Below are 26,699 nucleotides of genomic sequence, written 5' to 3'. Positions count from 1 at the left end.
CGGCATGGAGTTCCCCTATGTCAAATCGCAGCGCGGCCCAGGTCGCGCCCATCCTCCCGCGCTTCATTCGCGCCGGTGAGGCGTACGGCTACCTCGGTATGTGCCGGGACGAATTCAACAAAACGGTCCGGCCGAATGTCCGGGAATTCCCGATTGGAAAACAGGGTATCGGCTTCGATCGGATCGAGCTCGACCAGTGGGCGGACGCCTGGGTTGAGGCGATGGCAATTGAAAAAGCAGCCAATCAGGACAACAATCAGCCCCGCAGTGGGCGCCAAGGAGTCAATAAATGGCGCGAAAAACAATCTCCGGTCTCTACGAGAGGAACGGGATTTGGCACATCGACAAAGTCGTCAGAGGTCAGCGACTTCAAGAAAGCACTGGATCAAGCGAAAGGGAGGAAGCAGAGCAATACCTGATTCATCGCTTGGAAAAGCTCCGACAGGAAAAGGTCTACGGTGTGCGCCAGGTGCGAACCTGGCGGGAGGCTGCCACGAAGTTTCTGGTGGACTTCAAGGACCAGGCGTCAATTGCCTTGTCCGCATCCCACATCGAGCAGCTGGACCCGTACATCGGCGACTTGCCGATAACGCACATTGATGACGGAACGCTTTCCGCCTTCAAGCGAGATCGGCAGAAGCCCAGCAAGACATCAACCGGCAAAGTAAAGCCGGGCGTGTCGAACAGGACGGTCAACATCGCCCTACAGCGGGTCGTCCGAATCTTGAACCTGTGCCACAGGAAGTGGCGAGATGCAGAAAAGCGGCCGTGGCTTGAGAGCGTGCCGATGATCTCGATGCTGGAGGAAAAGCGATCAAGCAGGAAGCCCTACCCATTGTCATGGGAAGAACAGTCCATGCTGTTTGCGGAAATCCCTGATCACCTATTGAGGATGGCCCTCTACAAAGTGAATACGGGGTCCCGCGAACAGGAAGTCTGCAAGTTGCGATGGGATTGGGAAATACGAGTGCCAGAGCTGGAAACGAGTGTGTTTCTAATTCCGTCAGGGTTTGGCGGTCGGCACGAAAAGGCGGGGGTGAAAAACGGTGATGAAAGGTTGGTGGTGCTGAACAGGGTTGCGATGTCGGTGATCGACGGACAGCGCGGCCTGCACCGTGATCTGGTTTTCCCTTATGGGCAGCCTGATCAGTTTGGGCCTACTGCGATTCACCGGATGAACGACACAGCCTGGAAAAAGGCCAGGGTGCGAGCAGCGGCAAAGTGGGAAAAAGAACACGGCTCGCCGGCACACCCTGGATTCCGCTCGATCAGGATCCACGACCTGAAGCACACCTTTGGCAGAAGGCTTCGTGCAGCAGGCGTGACCGAAGAAGATCGAAAGGCATTGCTTGGACATAAGAATGGCAGCATTACGAGCCACTATTCTACCGCAGAGCTTGGGCAACTGATCGACGCGGCAAACAAAGTGTCAGCTACCGATTCGCGAGGGCCGGCACTGACCATCTTGAGGAGGAAAACGGGATGATCCCCCGCAAAAGTCCCTACGCGTAAAAAAGCCGAACTGGCTAGAGTTCGGCTAAGTTACTGAAAAATATGGTCGGGACGGAGTGATTCGAACACTCGACCCCTAGCACCCCATCTTCTTTTTCATATTTCTTGAAAGCTTCCAACACCTAACTCTGGACTCTTCCAAGCGAGTATTTACTTGAGCTCCAGCGGTGTTCTGGTCTACGAGAGTCCATTAAGGTCCATCAAGAGCCGACGTTTTTGTGGGGGTAAATGTAGGGGAGTCCGTTTCATTACTAAAATCACCATCAAAGAACTCGAGCCGCTGACTCCCAACGATGCCGGCCGAATCCTCCAGGAGGATGGCGATTTAGTCGGTCGAATATCATTCCGCAAGGCCGGTGTGTCGGTCAGCTTTTTCTATCGGTGTCGGTGGGAAGTGCAGAACAAAGAGTAATCCTGTGGGTCCTGGCCGCGCAATTCCCCTAACTAAAGAAGAACGAGCAAGAATGGCGAACTCACATTTTGAAATTGGTAATGAGCCCGTGTAGTTTCCGCGTCATCTCAGCGACCTCATGGCTGATGCTCACCGTACTACTCGCTTGGCTCGCTGTGCTTTCACTCAAAGCTTTAATCTCAAAAGTATTTTGCTCAACGCCCTGTACAACACAGGCCTGCTGTTCTGTCGCAGAGGCGATCTGGATGTTGTGATCGATGATTTGATTCATGCCGTGGGTAATGTCGTCAAAGAACCCGGCCGCTCGAGAGACCTCCTCAACTGTCGCGGATGCATTGGTATGACAACTGTGAATGGTCGCGACAGCGCTGAGAACCTCTTGCTGCAGACGGGTAATGTTGGCGTAGATCTCTCCCGTCAGCTTATGCGAGTGAATAGCTAGGCTACCCACCTCATCAGCGACCACCGCAAAGCCTCGGCCCTGGTCACCGGCCCGTGCAGCCTCGATGGCCGCGTTAAGTGCCAACAGATTGGTCTGTTCTGATACGTTTTTAATGAGCCCTACTGCCTTCGAAATTGCCTGGCTCTCATTTTCCACAGCGTTGATTGAAGCGAGCGAGTCGTTCAGTTCCTGGAACAAATTATTGATGCCCTCCATTGCTCGACCAACCTGAATACTGCCGTCACAGCATTTCTGACCTGCCTGGCTCGCTTTGTCGGCAGTTGTGTTGGAGCTGGCGCTGACCTCCTGCACGCTGCTAACCAACTCAACCATTGAGGTGGCAATCAACCCTAATTTTATCGCCTGGTGCTCTACGCTTTGTTGCGATGAAAGCGCGTATTCGCTGACATGCTCGGCTTTATCTTGCGTTGAGGAGGAGAAAGTCCTTACCTCGGATATCAGTTCACGCACACGTACTTGCATGAGGTTGAAGTCTCGCGCCAGATCCCCCAGTTCATCACGGCCCAAAGATTTTATGGTGTAGCGCAGATCGCCTCCCGCGAGGAGACGCGTCGCTTTAGAGATTTCGTGGATGGCTTGTCGGACAGACAGATAAAAACCGATAAACAAGTAAATAATCGCGAAGACCGTTGTCATGAGCGCAATTACCCAGAGCACGAGCTTGTGCTGATGGCTTGCCAAGCGAGCATGAAGCTGGTCATCAGCTTCCGACAACGTTAATTGGGTGGCATGGTCCAGCTTCGCAAGAAAAGGAGCGTAGTCGTTGAACCTGTCACGCCATGTGCCCATCAACTTTTGGTAAACCGAGCCCGTAACGGAGTACAGGTCAATGATGCTGGATTTGTATTTGGATGCAGTTTCTTGAGCGGCATCAGCAATGAGTGCACGTGCATCGCTATTCCCTAATCCTCGGTTGCCTGCCTGAACAAACCGATCAAAGTTGTTCAGTTGATTCACAACTGTCGACTGTGTAGACGAATCGAGATAACCATACGCGGTGACATAGCCCGCGTAACTTCGGGTCTGCGCGAGGACTTGGTACAGGGGCAAAATTTCATCGAGTAGCAACGCCATGTTGCGGTAGACAAGCGGGTTGTCGTCCTGACTCAGGCGTGCCGATGCAGCAATTTCCTTAATGGCATTCAAGCGTATCTGCAGCGCACGAGCTTGCTCGGTGTACTGCATGCTCAAGAGCTGTGAACCGTCAGTGGTCGGCGCCGGGGATTCCGGGTTAACGAGATGCTCAGAGAAGGGACTTCTTTCCAGCCATTCATTTAGCCCAGACGTTTGTTCTTTGAGTGCATCGAATTGCGTTGTGATGAGTGCCGCGACGTCAGGCTTGTTTCGTGCGTGTGCTACGACCCTGAGGCCCACAAGTTCCGTGGCACTCTGGTATTCCGACAAGGCTTTACCAACCGCTTCAAGGCCTTGCAATTCGAGTTGAGTGGATTGGCGCTCTTGATAAATACTCACCAGCTTATCGAATGACAACCAACAGAATGGAAGCATAAACACCGCGAATATCAGCGAAAACTTCTGCAGGTATCGCGCACGGTTCATCAAAGCTAGAACGGGTCTGAACATCACTGCTCCTACGCATGGATATCTATGGTTTCACCCATTTCGCATGAGGAGGCCAACGTTCCCTGTCAGCCCCTCTACCTTGATTAACCGATCATCATCAGGCTTGCGTTACCACCTGCCGCAGCCGTGTTGACACTGACAGCCCGCTCAATAACCAACCTTTCAAGGGGAATATCACTCTCACCAGGAGACAGGCCGTGAACACTGATAATTGCCCCCGGTCGTGAAGCGATCATCTGGCACAAATGACGCAACTGGTCCGAATGCCCATGATGAAGAACCGCGTCAAATTCCACAGTCCCACTGCTCCAGTCAGCGGCTTTGCATATAGCCCGTTGCACTGCCTCAGGAAGCTTGCCAAACAGAGCTTTGACTCGCGGACTATCGACCCAAAAGACTTTACTGCCGACTGCAAGCACTGCCGCAAGTTGCGCCAACAGATCGGCTTCGGTATCGCCGATGCAAAGGACTCGCGCCCGGGGCAGTATGGTGTAGGTATTTCGCTCCCCTGTCGGCCCGGTCAGCACGCGCGTCCGTCCACTTTGCGATTCGGTTTCGAACTTACTGCACAGGGTATGCAGTTCTTCGTTTTTGTTGGCATGAGCCCAGTCGGCCAGGGACTTCAGTGGTAAAAGCAAGTGTTCCCGACCACTTTGCTCAGGAGGGTTTTGCTCGTCTGCTGCAATAAATGCCTTAGATAAAGCGTGTTCCGGTCTTGTCGACAGAAGGCGGTACATATAGAGCGGCCCTCCTGCCTTCGGCCCCGTACCCGATAGCCCTTCCCCACCGAATGGCTGAACGCCGACCACTGCGCCCACGATGTTACGGTTTACATAGACGTTGCCCGCGTGAACATTGCCAACGACTTTGGCGATGGTTTCGTCGATGCGAGTGTGTACGCCCAAGGTCAGCCCGTACCCTGAACCGTTGATGTGTTGGATCAATTGATCCAGATTTTTGCGGCTATAACGAACTACGTGGAGTACAGGCCCGAAAATTTCTCGCTCCAGTTCGTCGATACTTTCCAACTCGATCAGTGTTGGCTGGACAAATGTTCCTCGACGAACATCCTCCCCCGCCATGATCGACGTCTGGTACACCGGGCGGCCTTTGGCACGCATGCTCTCAATGTGTTTGTCGATCCCCGCTTTCGCCTCGGCATCGATGACTGGCCCGATATCCACACATAGCCGGTCCGGATTGCCTTGCCTGCATTCAGCCATCGCGCCCTTCAACATCTCGATCACTCGATCTGCCGAATCGTCCTGCAGGCACAGCACTCTCAGCGCAGAGCATCGCTGACCAGCGCTGTCGAACGCAGAAGCAACCACGTCAGTGACGACTTGCTCGGTCAGAGCAGATGAATCAACGATCATTGCGTTCTGCCCACCCGTTTCCGCAATTAACGGAACTGGACGGCCCAGAGCGTCGAGGCGCCCGGCTATATTTTTTTGCAGCAGGCGGGCTACCTCCGTCGAACCGGTAAACATGACACCTTTCACCCTGTCATCACTGATCAGAGCGGCACCAATCACACTGCCACGACCAGGCAACAGCTGCAGCACACCCCTTGGAATACCGGCATCAAGCAAGATGCGAACAGCTTGTGCAGCGATCAATGAAGTTTGCTCCGCCGGCTTGGCCAACACCGGATTACCGGCTGCCAATGCGGCAGCAACCTGCCCGGTAAAAATCGCCAGCGGGAAGTTCCAGGGACTGATGCAAACGACCGGGCCCAATGGCCGATGGGCATCATTGGTAAAATCCCTGCGCGCTTGCACAGCGTAATATCGAAGAAAATCGACGGCCTCTCGCACTTCGGCAATTGCATTGGCGTATGTTTTACCGGCCTCCCGCACCAGCAATCCCATAAGAGGTTGAATTTCTGCCTCCATCAGATCTGCAGCCCGCTCCAGTATTTGAGCACGCTCGCTAACCGGTGTTGCCTGCCAGATAGGGGCCGCGCTGATGGCATACCCAAGTGCCTGTTCAACATCCTCAAGATCAGCCGGTTGCACGTGACCGACCACATCACGCAGATCCGAAGGGTTGCAGACTGGCTTTAGATCACCGGGGCGGCCCACGCCGCCTAACATAGGCGCAGCCGTCCATTCAGCGTTCGCGGTTGCGAGCAACGCGCAGGATAGTGAAGCCAGGCGATGCTCATTCGCCAAGTCGATCCCGGAAGAGTTCGCCCGGTCCGCACCATACAAATCCCGAGGCAACGAAATTTTTGGATGAGGCAGACCATAAGCGCCATCCTCAAAAGCCATCGCATCTACTGTCAGCACGGGATCTGCAATCAGTTCCTGGATGGTGATGGAATGGTCAGCAATGCGGTTGACGAATGAGGAGTTCGCGCCGTTTTCGAGCAGACGACGAACCAGATAGGCCAGGAGCGTTTCATGGGTGCCAACGGGGGCATAGACACGGCATGGGCGGTTCAGCTTGCCTTCGTAAACTTTGCCTACAACCTGCTCGTACAGCGGTTCACCCATGCCGTGCAGGCACTGGAACTCGTACTGGCCGGGGTAATAGTTCTGACCGGCGATGTGATAAATGGCCGACAAGGTATGGGCATTGTGGGTCGCAAATTGCGGATAGATGGCTTCAGGAACAGTCAATAACTTACGTGCGCACGCAATGTAGGAAACGTCGGTATACACCTTGCGCGTATAGACGGGATAACCTTCAAGCCCCTCAACCTGAGCACGCTTGATTTCACTGTCCCAGTACGCGCCCTTCACCAGGCGGATCATCAGGCGATGACGGCTGCGACGCGCCAGGTCAATCACGTAGTCGATCACGTACGGGCAACGCTTCTGGTAGGCCTGGATCACGAAACCGATGCCGTTCCATCCTGCCAGTTTTGGTTCGAAGCAAAGGCGCTCGAGCAAATCCAGCGACAGCTCCAGGCGGTCTGCCTCTTCAGCGTCGATGTTCAAACCGATGTCGTAGCTTTTGGCCAACAGCGTCAATGAAAGCAGGCGCGGATAAAGCTCGCCCATGACTCGATCGTATTGTGCTCGGCTGTAACGCGGGTGCAGTGCCGAGAGCTTGATGGAGATGCCAAGCCCTTCATAGATACCACGTCCATGAGAAGCCTTGCCGATGGCATGGATAGCCTGGGTGTAAGACGCCAAGTACTTTTGTGCGTCGTGCTCGGTCAGAGCGGCTTCGCCCAGCATGTCGTAGGAATAGCGAAAGCCTTTGGACTCGAATCGGGTGGCATTGGCCAGCGCTTGGGCAATGGTTTCGCCGGTGACAAACTGCTCGCCCATGACCCGCATCGCCATGTCCACGCCTTTACGAATCAGCGGCTCTCCGCCTTTGCCGATAATGCGTGTGAGCGTTGAAGTCATGCCGGTTTCGCTGTGGGTGGAGACCAGTTTCCCGGTCAACAACAGTCCCCACGTCGCCGCGTTCACGAACAACGAGCCGCTTTTACCGATATGCGTCTGCCAGTTGCCATTGCTGACTTTGTCGCGGATCAACGCATCTCTCGTGCCCTTGTCCGGAATGCGCAGGAGCGCTTCGGCAAGGCACATCAGGGCGACGCCTTCCTGCGATGAAAGCGAGAATTCCTGAAGCAAGCCTTGAACAAGTCCCGCCCGACCGCTGGCGTTTTTCTGATTGCGCAGCTTCTCGGCAATGCTGGCGGCCAATTTGATAGTCGATGAAGCCGCCTCTGAAGGTAATCGCGCTTGTTCCAACAGCATCGGCACCATCTCTTGTTCCGGCCGCCGATAGGCGGAAGTGATTGCCGCTCTGAGCACCGACTGTGGATGGATGTTCTCCGCCAAATCCAGAAAAGGCTGATAAGCCGTCTCCACTAACAGCTCACCTTGTTCTTCCGGATCGCCGAGATTGGTGCCTATCAGTTCATCCAGCGTGGTTCCGCCTTCAAGCTTCTCCAAACAATTGAAGAGTGCCTGTTTGATTAACCAATGCGGGGTCCGATCAATCGCTGCGGCGGCAGATTTGAGACGTTCACGGGTCAGGTCGTCGAGTTTCACACCGAGGGTAGTCGCCATTATTAGAGCCCAGCCAAGGAAACCGTTAAAAGGAAAATGGAGCAGTCATGGACCGAATTGAAGACGCGCAAAAGCGACCCTCATGGCAACTTCAGCGTGCTACCAGGCAATGGTTGCCACCAGGTGAAATGACGCTATGGGCGCCACAACCGCGGTTACGGCATCAGCCGATAACCGCGGCATTCGCCGCTCTCATTGCAAGAGCGTGATCTTCAGAGCACCGAGCGTAAAAAGTCTGCTGTTTCAGCTTTTTCCGGACGGTCGAAGATCTGCTCGGGAGTCCCTAACTCGTGAATCTGACCTTTATGGAAGAAGGCAACACGATCGGAAACCTCGCGGGCGAAGCGCATTTCGTGGGTGACCACGATCATGGTCATCCCTTCATGAGACAGCATGCGCAATGTATCCAATACTTCACCGACAAGTTGCGGATCGAGCGCGGACGTCACCTCATCGAACAGCATGTAATCCGGCGACATCGCCAGCGCGCGTGCAATCGCCATCCGCTGCTGCTGCCCACCCGACAAACGCGATGGAAACGTCGTCAGCTTTTCACCCAGGCCTACATGCCGGAGTTTTTCGACAGCGATCGCCTCGGCTTCCTGCTTCGACTTGCCCAGGACTTTTCGCGGGGCGAGCATCACGTTTTCGAGCACTGTCATATGGGGAAAGGCATTCCATTGCTGAAATACAATGCCGATCTTTTGCCGAAGTTTATTGAGGTCGGTTTTTTTCGAATGGACGTGAATGCCATCGACACTGATACGACCTTGCTGGATATCTTCCAGGCCATTGATACACATCAGCATGGTCGACTTGCCGGAACCCGAGCCACCGATCATCGATAGTACTTCACCCTTGTTCACACTCAGGCTCACACCTTTGAGAACATGCAAGGGGCCGAAGTGTTTATGTACGTCTTCAATTTTAATCATTGTATTTGCCACCTTTTCTCAAGCCGAGCGCCGAGTCTCGCAATGGGAAAACTCATCAAGAAGTAGATCACACCGGTAATTGCCAGGATTGTTAGCGGTTCCTGAACCCGAGTTGTGACAATCTGGGAACTGCGCAGAAGTTCAATAATGCCGATCCACAATACGAGCGAGGTATCCTTCATTATCCCGAGGGCCAGACCGATCCAGCTCGGAAATACAATCCTGGTCGCGATGGGCAAAGTGATGGAAATCACTTCCTGCCGCCAACTCAACCCCAGTGATCGAGCCGCGCGCCGAGTTGTCGTCGGCACTCCCGCCACCCCACTCCTGACGATCTCCGTGCAGAGCGCCGCGGCATACACCCCAAGGCAAAGGCAAGCGACCACGTAAGTTGGCCAATGCAACCGAAACATACTGTTGAAAGAATTGAATATCACCAATTGAATCAACAGCGGCACGGAGCGAAATATGTCGAGCACCCAACCAAGGGGCGAACTTACCCACCAGGCGGCACCGGCCCTGACAAGGCCGAACACCGTACCAAACAAAGTACCTATACCGACGGCTGCTAATGTAATAGCGATTGTGACAACAGCACCCTTCAATAAAAACAGGATGTCGCTCCACGCTAATGTCCCTTCAAAAAACATGGCGCACCTCTCAATAACGAAACAGGCGCCAAGCGAGTAGCCGCGCGCAAATCGTGAATGTTTTCGATATCAGGTAGTACAAGCAAGCCGCAACAAAGAAGAACTCAAAGGTGCGATAGGTCATGACGTTAAGTTGTTGAGTAACGCCAGTCAGGTCACTCGTCAGCCCAACGATAGTCCCCAGAGAAGTCATCAGAATTGACCAGACCATCTGGTTAGTCATTGCATGGAACACGGCCCGCAGCATCTGCGGCAACACGATGTGCCATAGCGTCTGAGCCGCCCCCATACCCAGCGAACGAGCGGCCCGCACCTGAGTTTCCGGAACGGCGGCGAAGCCGCCCCGGAACGTTTCTGCCAGGTAGCCTGCGTTGTTAAACACGATACCGAGCAGGAGTGCATAGTAAGAGTCGATACCAACTCCAATGGAACCCAGCCCGAAATAAACCATGTAAATTTGAAACAGCGCTGGCGTATTACGCGCCGTTTCAATCCACACGCTGGCCAGACCCGAAAGGGTTTTGTTACCCGATCGTTTTGCAAGCGCCAACAGGACGGCTATCACCGTACCAATTGCCATCGCCAGGGTGGCAATCTCCAAGGTGACTAGCGCTCCCGACAACATCTCCGGAAGCGACTCCAGGACCGGGCGCCACTGGAAGGTATAAGACATACGATTACCTTTTTTTACGCGAAAGGTTTTTGTTTTTCCGGAACGAGTGCCCCGTTTTATTTAACGATAGGTACCTTTGACAGTCAGATCCGGAGCCGGCCCGCCTTCTGTTCCTACCCATTTCGCATAGAGCTCGGCATAGCGACCGGAACGAACTTGACGGTTGAGGAAAAGATTCACGAAGTTCAGCAGCCCTTGTTCCTGGCGTTGCACGAGGAAAGCACAGTAGTCAGGGTCAACCGGCGCCTCACCGACAATCTTCAGACCTGGGTATTTCCCCGATTTGATGACGTGGGTGGCAATCGTCGCGGTGGTATACGTCGCATCAATCTTCTTCTGGCTCAGCGCCAGGAAGCTGTCTGATTGGGACTGGAAGGTCAGAAGCTTGGTTGCGGGGTCATTGATCTTTTGCACGGTCTCTTTCAGAGCCGTTGTTTCATAGGCGCCTGCGGGGCCTCCCACCGTATGCCCCTTGAAGTCATCGGCGCTTTTAATACCGGAGTCTTCGCGGGCAAGAATGATGGTATTGAAGACGAAATAGGGAATCGAGAAGCCGATCGTTCTAGCACGCTCAAGCGTGTCAGAAGCCACGGCGATACCGACATCGGCTCGTCCTGACAGAACGGCAGGAATTCGATCCGGGTCTGGGGTATCGACGATTTCGGCCTTCACGCCGAGGGCGGCGGCCAGATCATTGCAATAATCGACGTCGAAGCCGATTGGCTTATTGTCCTTGTCACGGGAGCCGTTCGGCGGGAAATCAAGTTCCACGGCACAGCGCAGCTTGCCCGACGAAATGATGTCGTCCAACTGGTCTGCATGTACGGCGGTGGTACCCAAAGCAGCGAAGGCTGCGGCCATGATGAGTTGGTTGATGCGCATTTTTTGTTCCCCTCGTTTGTTGGCTGAACTCAGAAACAAGATACGCTTATTTTAGCGTATCTTGGATATCGTATACGTATTATCGGGGCAGTAAAATTACAGCTCTTAGATCGTTATTGTTGGTCTCACTGGACTAGAAAACCGTAGGTAAGCGGATCCGTCTCGTCGATGATCCAGTTGGCGAAACCGCAGATATGGGCCTTTCCGCTCACTTCAGGGATGACGGCGTCCAACGGGCCGACCTTGGTTTCGCTGAGTACGCGGCCCTTGAACACGGTACCAATGATGGACTCGTTGACCAGCGTATCGGCAGTCGACAGTTCGCCACGCAGATAGAGTTGCGCCACACGGCCTGCAGTGCCAGAACCAGTCGGGGATCGGTCAATCGCCCGGTCCGCATACACACAGCAGTTAGCCTGGGTTGAACCTTCGTGACGCGGATCGCCATATACCATGACGCCGTACACGTCGTTGAATTCCGGAATTTCTGGATGGACAAAAGCGCCGCGGGCGTTGATCGCGGCTTTGATTTCATAGCCGAACTGGGTAAGCGCCGACAGGTCTTTTTCGCGAATACCGATATTGTGCGGCCGGCCATCGACATAGAAATACGTCGCACCACCGTAGGCGATATCACCCGTGACCTTGCCGAAAGTCGGAGTGGTCACCGTCACGTCGCGCTCGAAAATGAATGAGGCCACGTTGACGAAACGTACCGCGCCCGTCCGCGTGCCATCCCACTCGACAAACGCCTCGATGAAACCGCAAGGCGTATCGATACCGACACGAGTCTCTGGAGATCTGCGCTCAATCCAGCCCAATTCAACGGCAGCCGTTGCCAGCGCGATGACCCCGTGCCCGCAGTGAGGGCTGTAGCCCATGTTATTAAGGAAAATCACGCCGAAATCGGCTTCTGCACTCACCGGTTCGGTGAGGAAGCCACCATACAAATCCTTGTGGCCGCGAGGTTCAAGCATCAGCGCACGCCGGTAGTGGTCGGCATTCTGTTGCAACCAGGTGCTGCGCTCGACGATGGTGGCGCCAGGCACCTTTGGCAGTCCCTGGGTAACGAGACGGAATGTTTCCCCGCTCGTGTGCAGCTCCACAGTGGCAAATGATCGTTCGTACTGCATTCGTATTCTCCATATCTCAGGGTTCGAAAGCGGGTTAATGGCATGGATTAGTCGCCATTTCAGATATGGTATACGATAAACGAAGTGCGTCAACTGCCAAATTGATCGGCTTCGTCCATCGCGGCAGCACCAACAGGTGAATAGAGCGAATGCCTATAAAGAAGAAAAAACGGCTACACACGTAGTGCCACGATGTCGTTGACAGAGCTGATACGGTATACGATATTCGATAAAAACATCAGGTAGTAGCTGAATGACCCATTCAAAAATCAATTCCCCGACAGTGATCGGCTACGTAACGCCGCTAAGCGCACCGCCCGGGGAATTGCTCGAGTTCAAAATTTCCTCGACAGGTGGTCGAGACATTCGCGCAAAGGTCGTCAGGCTGGACTGCTGCGATCCCAATCCACATGGCCCAGGCCTCAAAAGCACGGAAGTGGATTTCGGCCTGGAACAAAGCTATCGCGCGACCGAGCAAAAGACCCACCTCGGATCATGTGCAATCGGCCCCCTGCCCTCCCTCAGCGACGCACGCAATCTGACGCTGTCGCTGCTCATCAAACCCACACTGTTCAGCAACACCGACCAGGTGATTTGTTCGTTGCAGGATGAGGCTGGAACGACGGGCTTCGCATTAGCGCTCAATCAAGGAACGCTACTTTTGAAAAGGCTGGGAATGCCCACCTGCCAGAAGCTCGACCTTCGTCTGGAAAGCAACCGATGGAGCCAGTTGGAAATCTGCTTCGGCCTGCAAGACATCGTCATTCGTTCGACGCTCGTGGGCAGTCGAAAAACCGCCGAAACCCGCACCCGGCTGGAGGGTCTTCAAGCCACCCTCAAGAACAGCAGCCATCTGTGTCTAGCCGCAATCTGGAGCGGCCACCCCGTCGATTGCTTCAACGGTTCCATCGAAGCGCCCTGCCTGACCCGTTCGCGGGTTGGCGCGACAGGCGACACTGAAGTGCTTGCGCGCTGGTCTTTCGCCAACAATTTGCATAAGCAAACGGTTAACGATGACATTGATTCCTCGCGCCATCTCACCCTGGTCAACATGCCGATGCGTGGCGTGCGGTCTTCGGGATGGACCGGTCGAAACATGGACTGGAAAACCGCGCCCGACGAATACGCAGCCATCACCTTCCACGCCGATGACCTGAGTGACTGCCAATGGAACACGACCCTGGCGGTGCGAGTACCCGCAGGTGTGCCATCTGGAGTCTACGGCCTGATCGTCGACAACCCGTCAGGCAACGACACTATCCCCTTCTACGTTCTGCCTGGCGCAGACTCGCCCCGCCGAAAAATCCTCTTTCTGGCGCCCACATTCACCTACATCGCCTACGCGAATCATGCTCGTGGAACATTCTCAGGTGCGCTGCAAAAAAGGGTCAGAGAATGGAATGCCTATCCGCATAACCCGGATGTGGTCGGCGCCTTCGGCTACTCAAACTACAACCGTCACCCGGATGGTTCAGGGATAACCCTTTCGTCCCGGCTGCGGCCGATCATGACGATGCGTCCGGGCTATCTGGTATACCCGGACGAGAATGGCTCGGGCATGCGCGGCTTTGCATCGGACTCACACCTGACCGACTGGTTGAGAGCCAAGGGCTTTGAGTTCGATGTCATCACAGATGAAGACCTCGACCGTGAAGGCGTCGATGCCCTTGCGCACTACGATGTCGTGCTGACCGGCACCCAGCCTGAATATCACACACGCCGCACGTTGGAAGCGTTGATCACCTATCGCGAAGGCGGCGGAAAATTGATGTACCTCGGCGGCAACGGTTTCTATTGGAAAATCGGCCGCGACCCAAACCACCCGCACATGATCGAGGTGCGTCGGGCGGAAGGCGGCATGCGCGTCTGGGCCAGCCAGCCCGGCGAGTATTACCACCAACTCGATGGAGAGTACGGGGGTTTGTGGCGCCGCAACGGCATCGCACCACAACAAGTCACCGGCGTAGGCTTCACCGCCGAAGGTGCGTTCGAAGGAACGTATTACGTCCGCACCCCGGAATCGTTTCGCAGTGAATTGGCCTTCCTGTTCGAAGGCATCCCCCCCGAACAAAGAATCGGCGATTTCGGTCTTTCGGGAGGGGGCGCTGCCGGCTTCGAGATCGACCAGGTCTGTGCGGACCTGGGGACCCCGGACTTTGTGACGGTGATTGCCGCCTCCGAAGGTCATGGCCCGACCTTTGAAACCACTTTCGAAGAGCTGCTGCTTCCGGGCGTCTTTGACGGTGGCCCGCGACCTTACGGCGGCATCCGTTCCAACATCATCTATGGCATCGACGAAAACGGCGGCGGCTTGTTTTCGGTCGGGTCCATCACGTTTTGCGGCAGCCTGTCGCATAACCACTACGACAACAACGTATCGCGCCTACTGGAAAACTGCCTGCGCAAATTCCTCGCGATCTCAGTCGGCAATGATGACCCGCCGCTGCGCCCGTCCTGCTCCGACTTTCCTTCAATAGGTGATTGACACCATGACAGACAAACACGGTGTAGTGCACATGGACTTCGACGAACTCACAGCGCTATTGAAGGAAATCTTCATAAGCCATGGAACGTCTGCGTCCGTCGCCGACATTCTGGCCGCCAATTGTGCGGGCTGCGAGCGGGATGGCGCCCTCAGCCATGGCGTCTTCCGCATGCCCGGTTATGTGGCCTCGCTGAAGACTGGCTGGGTGGATGGACAAGCTGAAGCCGAGGTGAAGGTTGTCAGTCCCTCGTTCATCCGCATCGATGCCCACAACGGATTTGCTCAGCCAGCGCTGGCCACCGCCGCGAGTGCCATTGACGAAGCGATCGAACGCACCGGCGTGGTCGTCGTCGCCATCCGAAACTCCCACCACTTCAGTGCGCTCTGGCCAGACGTTGAACCGTTTGCCCGTAAAGGAATGATCGCAATCAGCTTCGTCAACGGCCTGGCGAATGTCGTCCCCCATGGCGGACACACTGCGGTTTTCGGCACCAACCCGATAGCCTTTGCAATGCCGGTCGCCGACGCCGATCCGCTTGTGGTGGATCAGGCAACCAGCGTCATGGCCAATGGTGAAGTCCGGCTTCATGCGCTGGACAACCAGCCACTCCCGCCCGGCGCCGGCGTCGACAGTTCAGGTGCCGCCACCACCGACCCACATGCGGTGCTGGCCGGCGGAGCGCTGAATACGTTCGGAGGTTACAAGGGCTCCTCGATTGCACTCATGGTGGAGCTGTTGGCAGGCGCATTGACCGGAGGGCAGTTGTCGTTCGAGAACGATTTCGGCGATTGCATTGGCGCGCAAACGCCGAAGGCCGGGCAACTATTGATCGTTATCGATCCGGATCGCGGTGGCTCAACCGACTTCAGTCAGCGTGCTGCAGTGCTCTGCAAGCAACTGATCGAGTCGGGGCAGGAGCGCTTGCCGGGCGAGCGCCGCTACAAAAACCGACACACCGCGCAAACCGTAGGCATTGCACTTGCAAAAGATACTTTGGAGGACCTGCTTCCTCTGGTCACCAACACCACCACGTTGGCCCAATGACCTTCACACAGACACATTTAACCCACATCACAAGCACTACTTTGGAACAGACATGAGCAGCCTATCGCGCGACACCGACAAACTGAAATTCCATCGATCGCTGGCCCCTTCACACATCGATCAACTGGTGGCGCTTTTTCAAACCGAATGGTGGACCAAGGGACGCAACAAGGCAGACGTGGAAAAAATGCTGCAATCGGGCGGCCCCCTATTCGCTTTCATCGACCCGCACAACGACGAACTCGTCGCGTTCGCGCGAGCGATGACTGACGGTGTCTACAAGGCGATGATCTTCGACATCATCGTCAAAGAGACGTGGCGTGGGACTGGCCTTGGCGGTGTATTGATGAACACCGTGCTGAACGATCCAGCGCTGATCGACATCAAGCATCGCGAACTCTACTGCCTGGATGACATGGTCCCTTTCTATGAAAAATGGGGCTTTGCCACCGCAGCGGCCGGCCTGAATTTCATGCGCAAGTCAGAGGGGTAACCCCGACACCAACCGCACTCTCGTCAACGGGAAAAACGCTTGGCACTGAAAGGAGTCAAGTTCTGCGCAGGCGTGCGGCCGGCGACCATCTGTGCGATGAGTCGTCCGGTCGTGGCGCCCAATGTCAGGCCGAGCTGGCCATGCCCGAACGCCATGAACACATTCGATAACCGGGTACTGCGATCGATCACCGGCTTGGTATCAGGCAGATATGGACGGTAGCCGACACCGTATTCGAGGTTGTCCAGTTGCATCTGCGGAAGGATCTCTCGCGCTTTGTGCAGAATGATTTCGGCGCGCTTGAAGTTCGGCTTGGCATTGGGCCCCGCAAATTCCATGGTGCCGCCGATTTGCAAGCCGCGGGTCATCGGGCTGAAGCAAAACCCGCCATCGGGGAAGATCACCGAGTGGTTTACCTTCACCCCTGGTGTCGGCAGCAGCACCTGATAGCCGGCGATCCCGATCAGTGGAATCTGTGCGCCGAGCTGATCAAAAAACGTTCGCGAACCGACACCTGCCGCAATCACTACATGATCAACTGCGTAGCGCTCACCGTTGGTAAGTGTGACGCCGCTGGCATGATCAGCCACCTGATCCAGCCGTTTGACCTGGCCGCGCACCCGAGCGCCGCCTTGATCGATAAAGCTTTGTGTCAGCGCCGCGATGAAACCCTCTGTGTCACTGACGGAGCGCCAGTCGGGAAACAGCAAACCATGGCCGAATTTGCCGGCTAGCGACGGTTCGAGATCGGCTATCGCGGCAGCATCGAGTACTTCTGCCTTGAAGCCCAGGGCCGTACGAAACGCCAATTGAGGAAGCTCCTGCTCCAGACCTGCGGCGGACTCAAACACCTTGATCACCGGGCTTTCGCGCAGCAGGGCCGGCTCAGCACAGGCCTGTAGCAGCGGTGCGTAATCAGCGTGGACATGATGAGTAAGGCTGGCGATATCCCGGGCAATTTCCTCCGTTTTCGCCTGCCTCGCGCACGCGAGAAACCTCAGAACCCACGGCAGCATGCCCGGCAGCGCGCTCACTCTTAACGCCAGTGGCCCGTTCTGATCGAGCAGCCAGCCCGGTATTTTCTGCATCACACCCGGCCTAGAGAGCGGAATCACTTCGCCGATTGCCATCTGGCCGCAACTCCATTTAGCTGTGCTGTCACCCGCCGCGGCCGGGTCGATCAACGTCACCGCATAGCCTTCCCGCTGAAGATACAGGGCGCAACAGACACCCACGATTCCTCCACCCACAACAACAACCCTTTCTGAAAACAGACGAAAGTGCTCAGAAGAATGAACCGGCGCCATGTCCCCCCCTTTAGAGGCTGCATTAAATCCAAGTTATTTTCGGATATGGTATACGCAAACACTTAAAACCAATTCGCCGTAACGAGGGTTACGGCGATGCAAAGCATGTAACGTTGGGGGCTTACTTACGGATGCTATTCAACAGCGATTCGCAGGCTTTGGTGATGTGTTGGTGCAGCAACTTGGCGGCTTTATCTGCATCGCCCTTGCGGCACGCCGCGAGGATTTGCCGATGCTCGCGATCATCCACCCCGGTGCCACCAGAAAGTGTCAGCTGAATCCTCAGATAGCGCTCAATTCGGTCATTGACCGAGCGGATCAGGTTCATCAGGAACGGCCGGTTGGCATCCTCATAGAGGCAGGAATGAAACTGCCAGTTGAGTTCCGCCCAGCGCGCCACGTTCGTCTCTTGCGCGAACTCGTCGCAATACTGCTCGGCTCGTTTGAAGGTGGTTTCGGTCATCAACGGCACGGACAGCTTCAGTGCACTGGACTCCAGCATCGCTCGGACTTCGAAAATCTGTGCAATTTCCGGCTCTGAAATGCTTTTGACGACAGCGCCGCGGTTGCGTTGAAACTCGACCAAACCCTCGGCTTCAAGCCGTTTAAGTGCCTCTCGCACCGGAATTTTACTGACATCAAAAAGCTTGGCGACGTCGTCCTGGCGAATCGGTTCGCCTTCGTCGAAGTCGCCAGTGATGATCGCCTCTCGAATGTGATTGGCGATGATGTCGGACGCCGTTGGCGCGGAGCCAAGTGACGGCAGATCTGCAGGACTTAGGGGCAATTTGAACTCCATGTGTGCAATCGGGAAACCCCGATCGAATAACGTATTCTATATCACATCGCAGCTTACCATCGGCCGGTCTGTCAGGTGATACAGCCTCGCCAGGGTCGCTAATGCGCACCATCAGCCCCTAAAAACTCATTGACACCCTCATCAACGTATACGATATTCAATCTAGAGTTAGGTTCATCTGGTGTCAAGCAGCGAACCGCAGGGTTTGCGTTACACCTCTACCAATAAAAACAACAGGAGATGCCCTGCATGCAAAGCCTGAAAAAAAACGCTACTGACAAATCGCGGGCAGACAGAGGCACTGACGAAGTCGGCGGCCATGAGCAGCGCTCACAGAAAACCGCCAAGTGTGACGACGTCAGATCTGTCCTCCACGACCTGATGTGGGCACCCACCTCCAATGAACACATGCTGATTCTTTGATACGGATCTGACGCGCCCGCACCTTCGAACCTTGTGGTTCGAATACTCAGGAGAACCCTGGAATGCCTATAGTAAAAATCGAGATGCTCACCGGACGGCAGGACGAGAAAAAGCACGAACTGGCACGCGAGATTACCGCGGCCTTCGCCAGAGTCCTGGGGTCCGCCCCGAAGGACGTCACCATCACCTTCACCGATGTGAAGGCGTCCGACTGGGTGATTGCCGGAGAGCCACTCAGTGCTGGCGGAACTGCATGCCCACCGTCGCCTCAGCGTTAAAACGGTTCATTGAATTTCGGCTTCGGATTGAAAACGCTCAATCCCGAAAGCGCTGTGCTTACCCTCATCCAATATCGAGTGTCTCTCATGTATTTGAATGCCCAACAACTGGCCGACGCACTGCCCTGGGACGCGCTGATGGATGCGCTGTCCGATATCTTCACCCGCACCGTGTACTCCCCTGTGCGTCACCACCACAAAATCGAAGTACCAGGCGACCCCGCCGCCATGCTGTTGCTGATGCCAGCCTGGATCGAGGGTGAGTATCTGGGGGTCAAGCAAGTCACCGTGTTCCCCGGCAACAATGCCAAAGGTCAGCCGGGCCTCAGCAGCCACTATCTTCTGAGCTGCGCAAAAACCGGTGTACCGCTGGGCCAGTTTGACGGCAACGAGCTGACGGCCCGTCGCACCGCCGCCGCTTCCGCCCTGGCCTCACGTTATTTGTCACGTGCCAACTCGAAACGCTTGCTGATGGTCGGGGCTGGCCGAATGGGCCGTTATCTGGTCAGTGCGCACCGCTCGGTTCGCGACCTTCAAGAGGTGCTGGTCTACGACCTCAATATTGAGGCCGCAAAAGCATTCGCCAGCGACCTCCGCGCCCAGGGACTCCAAGCGCAAGCGGTGACACTCCAAGATCTGCCCACTGCTGTGGCGGCCGCCGACATCATCAGCTGCGCGACGTTGGCCACCGAACCGGTGATCAAGGGCCAGTGGTTGCAGCCGGGGGTGCATCTGGATCTGGTCGGCAGCTTTACCCCTGTCATGCGCGAAGTCGACGACGACGTCGTGGCACGCTGCAGCATTTTCGTCGATACCCGCGAAGGTGCCCTGGCAGAAACCGGCGACCTGATCCAGCCGATTCGCAACGGTGTCATCACCGAAAACGGTGTCATCGCCGAGTTCAGCCAACTGTGTGCCGGCAAACATGCAGGGCGTTCTGCCCTGAAAGACTCCGGTCAAGCCATGACAATGTTCAAGTCGGTCGGCGCATCGATCGAAGACCTGGCGGCGGCAATCCTGGCTTATCAGCGGACTTCGACTGCCCACTGACACTTTCAACCCTGCACTTTCAATTTTGTCTGGGCGCCAAGCGCCCCTGAATCCCCGGAGGAATACCATGCGATCATCCAAAGTCATCCATGTCGTCAGTTGCCATGCGGCGGGTGAAGTGGGCGATGTCATTGTCGGTGGCGTCGCGCGCCCTCCGGGTGAAACCATTTGGGAACAGCGCCAGTTCATCGAAACCGATCAAACCCTGCGCAATTTTGTCTTGAACGAACCCCGTGGCGGAGTGTTCCGGCACGTCAATTTGCTGGTGCCGCCCAAGCACCCAAAAGCACACATCGGCTGGATCATCATGGAGCCGTGCGACACACCGCCGATGTCCGGCTCCAACTCGATGTGCGTGGCTACAGTATTGCTAGAGACCGGGATCATTCCCATGGTCGAACCAGAAACTCGCATGTTCCTTGAACCGCCGGGAGGATTGATTGAGGTCGTTGCGACTTGCCGCAATGGCAAGGCCGAACGGATCAGCGTACGTAACGTGCCGTCGTTCGCAGACAAGCTCGACGTAACGATCGAGGTGCCGGGCATCGGCACGCTGCTAGTCGATACCGCCTATGGCGGTGACAGCTTTGTCATCACCGACGCCAAAAAACTGGGTTTCTCACTCACCCCTGACGAAGCCCGGGACATTGCCGACTTCGGCATGAAAATCACCCAGGCGGCTAACGAGCAACTGGGTTTCGCCCACCCTGAAAACGCTGAGTGGAACCACATTTCCTTCTGCCAGATCGCCAACCCGGTCGAAATGAAAAACGGCGTGCTAACCGCAGCCAACGCGGTCGCTATCCGTCCCGGAAAAGTCGACCGCTCCCCTTGCGGCACCGGTTGTTCGGCGCGCATGGCGGTACTGCTCGCCAAAGGCCAGATGAAAGTGGGTGATCGCTTCATCGGCCAGTCGATTCTTGGCACCGAATTCGATTGCCGGATCGATTCCGAATTGTCCGTGGGTGGCCGGCCCGGTATCAGTCCGATCATCTCCGGACAAGCCTGGATCACCGGCACCCATCAACATACCCTCGACCCGACCGACCCGTTCCCTGCCGGGTATCGCCTGTCCGACACCTGGCCTCTGGAAGGCCGGTGATAGCCGCTTACGGTAGACTCGCGCCCAGTGCTGCGGCGCAGGACTACCAGCCCGTTACTCATCGCAAACCTGCATGACCGAGGAATCTGGATGACTGCCGCTATCGCGATCATCGCTGCCGGGCTCGGCGGATTATCGTCGCGCGAGTGCTCATGTCCACGGCATCGCAGTGACGATCCCCTAGGCGGAAATATCGAAGGATCGGAGGCCATGAATCGAGAGGAGAGAGGTTGTGGGGATAGCAACGGAGTGAGTACTTGATATGCAGTGCTCCATATCCAGTTCAGAGGAACAACGGTGAGCAGGAATGCCTGATAACATGGAGCTTCATGCGCTAAAAACACTGTGAAAAATTGCCAAAGCTGGCATCAACTCGGATACAAGTAGTTAGGACTCCACCCAGAGCCAGTGGTTTTGTGGGGGTAAAAACGCTTAAACATAAAAAAGGGTCGCGAGATAAAATCTCGCAACCCTTTGAATTATATGGTCGGGACGGAGTGATTCGAACACTCGACCCCTAGCACCCCATGCTAGTGCGCTACCGGACTGCGCTACGCCCCGACTAGGCGTGTAACTCGTGCTTCACCTCGAAGAACGCTCAAGAATATATCGCAAGCTTCTGAAAACTGGAAGTATTCAAACGCAGGAATTTATTTCTTGAGAACCACCAGTACATCTTCCAACTCGGCAATCATCTGTCGAATCATCTGTTTGTACTGAGTAGTGTCGTCTTTGGCTTCATCGCCGGACAAGCGCAAGCGCGCGCCGCCGATGGTGAATCCTTGATCGTAAAGAAGCGCGCGAATTTGCCGGATCATCAGCACGTCCTGGCGCTGATAATACCGGCGGTTTCCGCGCCGTTTGACGGGGTTGAGTTGAGGAAACTCCTGCTCCCAATAGCGCAGCACATGCGGTTTTACCGCACACAGCTCGCTGACTTCACCAATGGTGAAGTAGCGTTTGCCCGGGATGACGGGTAGCTCGTCGTTATGACTTGGTTCCAGCATAAGCCTCAACTCGGGCCTTCAACTTCTGCCCTGGACGAAAGGTGACCACACGGCGAGCCGTGATCGGGATTTCTTCACCCGTTTTCGGATTGCGGCCAGGCCGCTGGCGTTTGTCCCGAAGGTCGAAATTGCCGAAACCGGACAACTTGACCTGTTCGTTGTCTTCAAGAGCGTGCCTGATTTCTTCAAAAAACAGTTCGACCAATTCCTTGGCCTCCCGTTTATTCAGGCCCAGCTCTTCATACAGACGTTCCGCCATCTCAGCTTTCGTCAGAGCCCCCATACGTCACTTCCTTAACGTGGCGTTCAACCTTTGTTCGAGCGAGGTGAGGATGTTTTGCGTCGTGGTATTCACCTCATCGTCATTAAGAGTGCGCGATGGATGCTGCCAGGTCAAGCCAACTGCAAGGCTTTTTCTATGCGGATCAATACCTTTACCCTGATACACGTCAAATAGCCTGAGGTCTGTCAGCCATTCGCCTGCATTTTCACGGATTACGTCCAGTACGGCACTCGCGGCGACACCGGTATCGGCCAGCAGGGCCAGGTCACGACGCACTTCAGGAAAGCGAGATAACTCCTGGAATTCAGGCATTTTGCCCAACGCCACTTCCGCCAGAACCAGCTCGAAAACGAAGACCGGACGATCAAGGCCGAGCGTTTTCGACAATTCAGGGTGAAGTGCCCCGATGAAACCTGCCAGACGACCTTCGCGCTCGATGCGCGCGGTTTGACCCGGGTGCAACGCAGGATGCTTACCTGGCAGGAACGTGAACGAATCCAGAGCACCGGTGAAGCCCAGAACGGCTTCCACATCGGCCTTGACGTCGAAGAAGTCCACGACATCGCGACCTTGTGCCCAGCCTTCCGGCAAACGGCTACCGCAAACAACACCCGCCAGCATAGGCTCTTGTTTCAAACCGTCCAGCTGCCCCACAAAACGCAGACCGCTTTCGAACAGACGGACGCGATCCTGCTGGCGGTTCAGGTTGTGCTGAAGCGCCTTGACCAGACCTGGCCACAGGGACGAGCGCATGGCCGCCATGTCGTTGGAAATCGGGTTGGCCAGCAAGAGCGGCTCGACACCCGGATTAAACAACTCAAATTGTTTCGGATCGATGAAGCTGTAAGTGATCGCTTCCTGATAACCGCGGGCCACCAGCAGACGACGCAGCTCAGGCAGGTCGCTGCGCGCTTCAGCCTTGGCTTGCGGCGCCAGACGGGCTTGCGGGTAACGAACCGGCAGACGGTTGTAGCCGTACAGTCGCGCCAGCTCTTCGATCAGGTCGACTTCGAGACTGATGTCGAAGCGATGGCTCGGCACTTCCACGCGCCACTGCCCTGCCCCATCGGCAGAAACGGTCAGGCCCAGCCCATTGAGCAGGCTCTCGACTTCGGCCGGGGCCATTTCCATACCGAGCATTTGGGTGATGCGCTGGGCGCGAAGGGTCACCGGTGCGATGTTCGGCAGGTGCTGTTCGCTGACGGTTTCGATGATCGGGCCCGCTTCACCACCGGTGATTTCCAGCAGCAGGCCAGTGGCGCGCTCCATGGCTTCACGGGCCAGTTGCCAGTCCACGCCACGCTCGTAGCGGTGCGAAGCGTCGGTGTGCAGGCCGTAGGAGCGGGCCTTGCCAGCGACGGCAATCTGATCGAAGAACGCACTTTCGAGGAAGATGTCGCGAGTGGTCGCGGTGTTGACACCACTGTGCTCGCCACCCATGACGCCGGCAATGGCCAGGGCGCGGGTGTGGTCGGCAATCACCAGCGTATCGCTACGCAGGCTGACTTCCTGACCGTCGAGCAGCACCAGCTTCTCGCCTTCTTCGGCCATGCGCACGCGGATGCCGCCATTGATTTCGGCGAGATCGAACGCATGCAGCGGTTGACCCAGCTCCAGCATCACATAGTTGGTGATGTCGACGGCAGCGTCGATGCTGCGTACGTCGGCACGACGCAGACGCTCGACCATCCACAGTGGCGTTGCCTTGGACAGGTCGACGTTACGGATCACACGACCCAGGTAACGCGGGCAGGCGGCTGGCGCCAGCACTTCAACCGAACGCACTTCGTCGTGCACGGCCGGGACGGTAGCCACGACCGGACGGGTGACTTCGACGGCATACAGCGCGCCGACTTCACGGGCCAGACCGGCCAGGGACAGGCAGTCGCCGCGATTCGGGGTCAGGTCGACCTCGATGCTGGCGTCGTCCAGGCTCAGGTATTCACGAATATCCTGACCCACTGGCGCATCGGCCGGCAATTCCATCAAGCCGTCGTTGCCTTCACCGACTTGCAGTTCGGCTTGCGAGCACAGCATGCCGTTGGACTCAACGCCACGCAGCTTGGCCTTCTTGATTTTGAAGTCGCCTGGCAGTTCGGCACCGATCATGGCGAACGGAATCTTCAAGCCCGGGCGCACGTTTGGCGCGCCGCACACAACCTGGAAGGTCTCCGAGCCATTACTGACCTGGCAAACACGCAACTTGTCGGCGTCGGGGTGCTGCTCGGTGCTCAGCACCTCGCCCACCACCACACCGGTGAATTCGCCGGCGGCCAGCGTAACGCTATCGACCTCAAGACCGGCCATCGACAGACGAGCAACCAGCTCGTCGCGACTTACCTGCGGGCTTACCCAGCCACGCAGCCATTGTTCACTGAATTTCATCCTGCTCTCCTAAGAATTCGTTACGACTAGCGAAATTGCGCGAGGAACCGCAAGTCGTTGTCGAAGAACAGACGCAAGTCGTTCACGCCGTAACGCAGCATGGCCAGACGCTCGACGCCCATGCCGAAGGCGAAGCCCGAAAACTCTTCCGGATCGATCCCGGACATGCGCAGCACGTTCGGGTGAACCATGCCGCAGCCCATGACTTCCAGCCAGCCCGTCTGCTTGCACACGCGGCAGCCTTTGCCACTGCACATCACGCATTCCATATCGACTTCGGCGGATGGCTCGGTGAACGGGAAGTAGGAAGGACGGAAACGCACGGCGAGTTCTTTTTCGAAGAACACGCGCAGGAACTCTTCGATGGTGCCTTTCAGGTCGGCGAAGTTGATATCGCGGTCGACCAGCAGGCCTTCGACCTGGTGGAACATCGGGGAGTGGGTGATATCGGAGTCGCTGCGGTACACACGGCCTGGGCAAACAATGCGGATCGGCGGCTGTTTCGATTCCATGGTGCGGACCTGTACCGGCGAGGTATGAGTGCGCAGCAACATGTTGGCGTTGAAATAGAAGGTGTCGTGCATCGACCGGGCCGGGTGATGGCCTGGGATGTTGAGCGCCTCGAAGTTGTGGTAATCGTCTTCGACCTCAGGGCCTTCGGCAATGCCGTAGCCGATGTGGGTGAAGAATTGCTCGATACGTTCCAGAGTGCGAGTAACCGGATGCAGACCACCCGAGGTCTGGCCGCGGCCAGGCAGGGTCACGTCAATGGACTCGGCAGACAGTTTGGCGGCCAGGTCGGCCTCTTCAAACAGCGCCTTGCGAGTATTGAGAACCTCTGTGACACGCTCCTTGGCAACGTTGATCAGGGCGCCGACTTGTGGACGCTCTTCTGCCGGCAAATTCCCCAGGGTCTTCATCACCTGAGTCAATTCACCTTTTTTGCCAAGGTAGTGAACCCGGATTTGCTCCAGGGCATTGATATCTTCAGCGCTTTGCACAGCCTCTAGTGCTTGAGAGACGAGCGCATCCAGGTTTTCCATGTACAGACTCCAGATACAAAATAGGGGAAGAGCTTGAAGGCTCTTCCCCTATTTATGACGTTTAACACCTGGCCCCACAGAGGTGAGGCCGGGTGACTGTCGGGGGTACTTAAGCCAAGGTGGCTTTAGCTTTCTCGACAATCGCAGCAAACGCCGCTTTTTCGTTCACTGCCAGATCAGCCAGAACCTTACGGTCGATCTCGATGGACGCTTTTTTCAGGCCGGCGATGAAACGGCTGTAGGACAGACCGTTGATACGTGCACCAGCGTTGATACGAGCGATCCACAGAGCGCGGAACTGACGTTTTTTCTGACGACGGTCACGGTAGGCGTATTGGCCTGCCTTGATTACCGCTTGCTTGGCAACACGGAATACGCGCGAACGAGCGCCGTAGTAGCCTTTAGCAAGTTTCAGAATTTTTTTGTGACGTTTACGGGCAATGACGCCACGCTTTACACGAGCCATGAGTTACTTCCTCTATTCTTGACTAAAATTAACGAAGGCGCAGCATGCGCTCGACTTTTGCCACGTCAGACGGATGCAGCAAGCTGCTACCGCGCAGTTGACGCTTACGCTTGGTCGACATTTTAGTCAGGATGTGGCTCTTGAAAGCGTGCTTGTGCTTGATACCGTTAGCAGTTTTCAGAAACCGCTTAGCAGCACCACTTTTCGTTTTCATTTTTGGCATGTTCGGATACTCCGCATTCAGTTGATAAACAT

The 26,699-nt window shown here is 56.0% G+C and carries 23 protein-coding genes, 1 tRNA gene and 3 pseudogenes; 10 read left to right on the top strand and 17 right to left on the bottom strand.

The window, feature by feature from the left end; all coding sequences use genetic code 11:
- Nucleotides 1–17 precede the first annotated feature (17 nt).
- From NTD84_RS10235 to NTD84_RS10225, 3 genes and pseudogenes are all read left to right on the top strand, one after another.
- Nucleotides 18–419 carry a hypothetical protein gene (locus NTD84_RS10235; protein WP_262164997.1) on the top strand — a complete coding sequence of 134 codons (402 nt, stop codon included), beginning with the start codon at nucleotides 18–20 and terminating at the stop codon, nucleotides 417–419.
- Nucleotides 305–1,486, top strand: coding sequence for a tyrosine-type recombinase/integrase (locus NTD84_RS10230; protein WP_262165025.1), 1,182 nt, complete (start codon nucleotides 305–307; stop codon nucleotides 1,484–1,486). The genes NTD84_RS10235 and NTD84_RS10230 overlap by 115 nt, the downstream gene beginning before the upstream one ends.
- 273 nt (nucleotides 1,487–1,759) lie before the next feature.
- Nucleotides 1,760–1,921 (top strand): annotated as a pseudogene (locus NTD84_RS10225) (site-specific integrase); the annotation flags it as partial.
- Nucleotides 1,922–1,985: 64 nt separating this feature from the next.
- Here the strand turns inward: NTD84_RS10225 and NTD84_RS30025 are convergent.
- From NTD84_RS30025 to lhpH, 8 genes and pseudogenes are all read right to left on the bottom strand, one after another.
- Entirely contained in the window at nucleotides 1,986–2,699 is a 714-nt protein-coding gene (locus tag NTD84_RS30025) for a methyl-accepting chemotaxis protein (RefSeq protein WP_410017341.1), read from the bottom strand.
- A 141-nt stretch (nucleotides 2,700–2,840) separates the two neighbouring features.
- Nucleotides 2,841–3,023, bottom strand: a pseudogene (locus tag NTD84_RS30020) (HAMP domain-containing protein); the annotation flags it as partial.
- A 1,031-nt stretch (nucleotides 3,024–4,054) separates the two neighbouring features.
- Nucleotides 4,055–8,008 (bottom strand): trifunctional transcriptional regulator/proline dehydrogenase/L-glutamate gamma-semialdehyde dehydrogenase, encoded by a 3,954-nt coding sequence (putA, locus tag NTD84_RS10215; protein ID WP_262165024.1) that lies wholly within the window; start codon nucleotides 8,006–8,008, stop codon nucleotides 4,055–4,057.
- A gap of 209 nt (nucleotides 8,009–8,217) precedes the next feature.
- A complete protein-coding gene (locus tag NTD84_RS10210; RefSeq protein WP_087694249.1) occupies nucleotides 8,218–8,940 on the bottom strand; it encodes an amino acid ABC transporter ATP-binding protein in 723 nt (240 codons plus the stop codon).
- Nucleotides 8,937–9,590, bottom strand: a complete 654-nt coding sequence (locus tag NTD84_RS10205; protein ID WP_262164995.1) for an amino acid ABC transporter permease — start codon at nucleotides 9,588–9,590, stop codon at nucleotides 8,937–8,939. The genes NTD84_RS10210 and NTD84_RS10205 overlap by 4 nt, the downstream gene beginning before the upstream one ends.
- Nucleotides 9,591–9,600: 10 nt before the next feature.
- Complete coding sequence (locus NTD84_RS10200) at nucleotides 9,601–10,263, bottom strand: amino acid ABC transporter permease (protein WP_087694247.1); 663 nt, start codon at nucleotides 10,261–10,263, stop codon at nucleotides 9,601–9,603.
- 60 nt (nucleotides 10,264–10,323) lie between these two features.
- On the bottom strand, nucleotides 10,324–11,145 hold the full coding sequence (locus NTD84_RS10195) for a transporter substrate-binding domain-containing protein (protein WP_087694246.1): 822 nt from the start codon (nucleotides 11,143–11,145) through the stop codon (nucleotides 10,324–10,326).
- Between the two features lie 125 nt (nucleotides 11,146–11,270).
- Nucleotides 11,271–12,278: a trans-3-hydroxy-L-proline dehydratase gene (lhpH, locus tag NTD84_RS10190; protein WP_262164994.1), complete on the bottom strand. Its 1,008-nt coding sequence runs from the start codon at nucleotides 12,276–12,278 to the stop codon at nucleotides 11,271–11,273.
- Between the two features lie 253 nt (nucleotides 12,279–12,531).
- Here lhpH and NTD84_RS10185 point away from each other — a divergent pair, with 253 nt between their 5' ends.
- The 3 genes from NTD84_RS10185 to NTD84_RS10175 are packed head-to-tail and all read left to right on the top strand — an operon-like array spanning nucleotide 12,532 to nucleotide 16,301.
- On the top strand, nucleotides 12,532–14,763 hold the full coding sequence (locus NTD84_RS10185) for a N,N-dimethylformamidase beta subunit family domain-containing protein (protein WP_262164993.1): 2,232 nt from the start codon (nucleotides 12,532–12,534) through the stop codon (nucleotides 14,761–14,763).
- 31 nt (nucleotides 14,764–14,794) lie between these two features.
- Complete coding sequence (locus NTD84_RS10180) at nucleotides 14,795–15,808, top strand: Ldh family oxidoreductase (RefSeq protein ID WP_256580072.1); 1,014 nt, start codon at nucleotides 14,795–14,797, stop codon at nucleotides 15,806–15,808.
- Between the two features lie 52 nt (nucleotides 15,809–15,860).
- Nucleotides 15,861–16,301 (top strand): GNAT family N-acetyltransferase, encoded by a 441-nt coding sequence (locus NTD84_RS10175; RefSeq protein ID WP_087694242.1) that lies wholly within the window; start codon nucleotides 15,861–15,863, stop codon nucleotides 16,299–16,301.
- A 23-nt stretch (nucleotides 16,302–16,324) separates the two neighbouring features.
- Here NTD84_RS10175 and NTD84_RS10170 read toward each other — a convergent pair whose 3' ends face one another.
- Nucleotides 16,325–17,608, bottom strand: a complete 1,284-nt coding sequence (locus NTD84_RS10170) for an NAD(P)/FAD-dependent oxidoreductase (protein WP_262164992.1) — start codon at nucleotides 17,606–17,608, stop codon at nucleotides 16,325–16,327.
- A 121-nt stretch (nucleotides 17,609–17,729) separates the two neighbouring features.
- Entirely contained in the window at nucleotides 17,730–18,407 is a 678-nt protein-coding gene (locus tag NTD84_RS10165; protein ID WP_256580071.1) for a GntR family transcriptional regulator, read from the bottom strand.
- A gap of 249 nt (nucleotides 18,408–18,656) precedes the next feature.
- On the opposite strand from NTD84_RS10165, the gene NTD84_RS10160 reads away from it, so the two are divergent.
- From NTD84_RS10160 to NTD84_RS10145, 4 genes and pseudogenes are all read left to right on the top strand, one after another.
- Nucleotides 18,657–18,830 (top strand): hypothetical protein, encoded by a 174-nt coding sequence (locus NTD84_RS10160; protein ID WP_158213548.1) that lies wholly within the window; start codon nucleotides 18,657–18,659, stop codon nucleotides 18,828–18,830.
- A gap of 35 nt (nucleotides 18,831–18,865) precedes the next feature.
- Nucleotides 18,866–19,108: pseudogene (locus NTD84_RS10155) on the top strand (tautomerase family protein); the annotation flags it as partial.
- A gap of 9 nt (nucleotides 19,109–19,117) precedes the next feature.
- Nucleotides 19,118–20,158, top strand: a complete 1,041-nt coding sequence (locus NTD84_RS10150) for an ornithine cyclodeaminase family protein (RefSeq protein ID WP_256580070.1) — start codon at nucleotides 19,118–19,120, stop codon at nucleotides 20,156–20,158.
- 67 nt (nucleotides 20,159–20,225) lie between these two features.
- Nucleotides 20,226–21,260 (top strand): trans-3-hydroxy-L-proline dehydratase, encoded by a 1,035-nt coding sequence (locus tag NTD84_RS10145; RefSeq protein WP_262164991.1) that lies wholly within the window; start codon nucleotides 20,226–20,228, stop codon nucleotides 21,258–21,260.
- 484 nt (nucleotides 21,261–21,744) lie between these two features.
- Here NTD84_RS10145 and NTD84_RS10140 read toward each other — a convergent pair.
- The 7 genes from NTD84_RS10140 to rpmI form a co-directional block, all read right to left on the bottom strand.
- Nucleotides 21,745–21,821: transfer RNA gene (locus tag NTD84_RS10140), tRNA-Pro, on the bottom strand.
- An 89-nt stretch (nucleotides 21,822–21,910) separates the two neighbouring features.
- Nucleotides 21,911–22,267, bottom strand: a complete 357-nt coding sequence (locus NTD84_RS10135) for a MerR family transcriptional regulator (protein WP_003179985.1) — start codon at nucleotides 22,265–22,267, stop codon at nucleotides 21,911–21,913.
- Nucleotides 22,248–22,550, bottom strand: a complete 303-nt coding sequence (gene ihfA / locus NTD84_RS10130) for an integration host factor subunit alpha (protein WP_002553164.1) — start codon at nucleotides 22,548–22,550, stop codon at nucleotides 22,248–22,250. Before ihfA ends, NTD84_RS10135 begins: the two co-directional genes overlap by 20 nt.
- A 3-nt stretch (nucleotides 22,551–22,553) precedes the next feature.
- Nucleotides 22,554–24,935, bottom strand: coding sequence for a phenylalanine--tRNA ligase subunit beta (pheT, locus tag NTD84_RS10125; protein ID WP_262164990.1), 2,382 nt, complete (start codon nucleotides 24,933–24,935; stop codon nucleotides 22,554–22,556).
- 26 nt (nucleotides 24,936–24,961) lie between these two features.
- Nucleotides 24,962–25,978, bottom strand: coding sequence for a phenylalanine--tRNA ligase subunit alpha (gene pheS / locus NTD84_RS10120; protein ID WP_059181184.1), 1,017 nt, complete (start codon nucleotides 25,976–25,978; stop codon nucleotides 24,962–24,964).
- A gap of 109 nt (nucleotides 25,979–26,087) precedes the next feature.
- The gene (gene rplT, locus NTD84_RS10115; protein ID WP_007905879.1) at nucleotides 26,088–26,444 is read right to left on the bottom strand and encodes a 50S ribosomal protein L20; all 357 of its coding nucleotides are present in this window, start codon (nucleotides 26,442–26,444) and stop codon (nucleotides 26,088–26,090) included.
- Nucleotides 26,445–26,472: 28 nt separating this feature from the next.
- The gene (gene rpmI, locus NTD84_RS10110) at nucleotides 26,473–26,667 is read right to left on the bottom strand and encodes a 50S ribosomal protein L35 (protein WP_002553160.1); all 195 of its coding nucleotides are present in this window, start codon (nucleotides 26,665–26,667) and stop codon (nucleotides 26,473–26,475) included.
- Between the last annotated feature and the right edge of the window lie 32 nt (nucleotides 26,668–26,699).

Source organism: Pseudomonas sp. 14P_8.1_Bac3 (genome assembly GCF_025466085.1).
In the GTDB taxonomy this organism is placed as follows: domain Bacteria; phylum Pseudomonadota; class Gammaproteobacteria; order Pseudomonadales; family Pseudomonadaceae; genus Aquipseudomonas.
Note: the sequence above shows the minus strand (reverse complement) of the source record. Positions and strands in the feature narration are given on the sequence as shown.

Excerpts from the sequence above, each read along its gene's own strand:
- pheT (WP_262164990.1), bottom strand. The coding sequence starts at position 24,935 with ATGAAATTCAGTGAACAATGGCTGCGTGGCTGGGTAAGCCCGCAGGTA.
- NTD84_RS10180 (WP_256580072.1), top strand. The coding sequence starts at position 14,795 with ATGGACTTCGACGAACTCACAGCGCTATTGAAGGAAATCTTCATAAGC.
- pheS (WP_059181184.1), bottom strand. The coding sequence starts at position 25,978 with ATGGAAAACCTGGATGCGCTCGTCTCTCAAGCACTAGAGGCTGTGCAA.
- NTD84_RS30025 (WP_410017341.1), bottom strand. The coding sequence starts at position 2,699 with ATGGTTGAGTTGGTTAGCAGCGTGCAGGAGGTCAGCGCCAGCTCCAAC.
- ihfA (WP_002553164.1), bottom strand. The coding sequence starts at position 22,550 with ATGGGGGCTCTGACGAAAGCTGAGATGGCGGAACGTCTGTATGAAGAG.
- NTD84_RS10165 (WP_256580071.1), bottom strand. The coding sequence starts at position 18,407 with ATGGAGTTCAAATTGCCCCTAAGTCCTGCAGATCTGCCGTCACTTGGC.
- NTD84_RS10135 (WP_003179985.1), bottom strand. The coding sequence starts at position 22,267 with ATGCTGGAACCAAGTCATAACGACGAGCTACCCGTCATCCCGGGCAAA.
- NTD84_RS10210 (WP_087694249.1), bottom strand. The coding sequence starts at position 8,940 with ATGATTAAAATTGAAGACGTACATAAACACTTCGGCCCCTTGCATGTT.
- NTD84_RS10170 (WP_262164992.1), bottom strand. The coding sequence starts at position 17,608 with ATGGCGCCGGTTCATTCTTCTGAGCACTTTCGTCTGTTTTCAGAAAGG.
- rplT (WP_007905879.1), bottom strand. The coding sequence starts at position 26,444 with ATGGCTCGTGTAAAGCGTGGCGTCATTGCCCGTAAACGTCACAAAAAA.
- NTD84_RS10195 (WP_087694246.1), bottom strand. The coding sequence starts at position 11,145 with ATGCGCATCAACCAACTCATCATGGCCGCAGCCTTCGCTGCTTTGGGT.
- NTD84_RS10175 (WP_087694242.1), top strand. The coding sequence starts at position 15,861 with ATGAGCAGCCTATCGCGCGACACCGACAAACTGAAATTCCATCGATCG.
- NTD84_RS10235 (WP_262164997.1), top strand. The coding sequence starts at position 18 with ATGTCAAATCGCAGCGCGGCCCAGGTCGCGCCCATCCTCCCGCGCTTC.
- NTD84_RS10185 (WP_262164993.1), top strand. The coding sequence starts at position 12,532 with ATGACCCATTCAAAAATCAATTCCCCGACAGTGATCGGCTACGTAACG.
- NTD84_RS10205 (WP_262164995.1), bottom strand. The coding sequence starts at position 9,590 with ATGTTTTTTGAAGGGACATTAGCGTGGAGCGACATCCTGTTTTTATTG.
- lhpH (WP_262164994.1), bottom strand. The coding sequence starts at position 12,278 with ATGCAGTACGAACGATCATTTGCCACTGTGGAGCTGCACACGAGCGGG.
- NTD84_RS10160 (WP_158213548.1), top strand. The coding sequence starts at position 18,657 with ATGCAAAGCCTGAAAAAAAACGCTACTGACAAATCGCGGGCAGACAGA.
- NTD84_RS10200 (WP_087694247.1), bottom strand. The coding sequence starts at position 10,263 with ATGTCTTATACCTTCCAGTGGCGCCCGGTCCTGGAGTCGCTTCCGGAG.
- NTD84_RS10145 (WP_262164991.1), top strand. The coding sequence starts at position 20,226 with ATGCGATCATCCAAAGTCATCCATGTCGTCAGTTGCCATGCGGCGGGT.
- rpmI (WP_002553160.1), bottom strand. The coding sequence starts at position 26,667 with ATGCCAAAAATGAAAACGAAAAGTGGTGCTGCTAAGCGGTTTCTGAAA.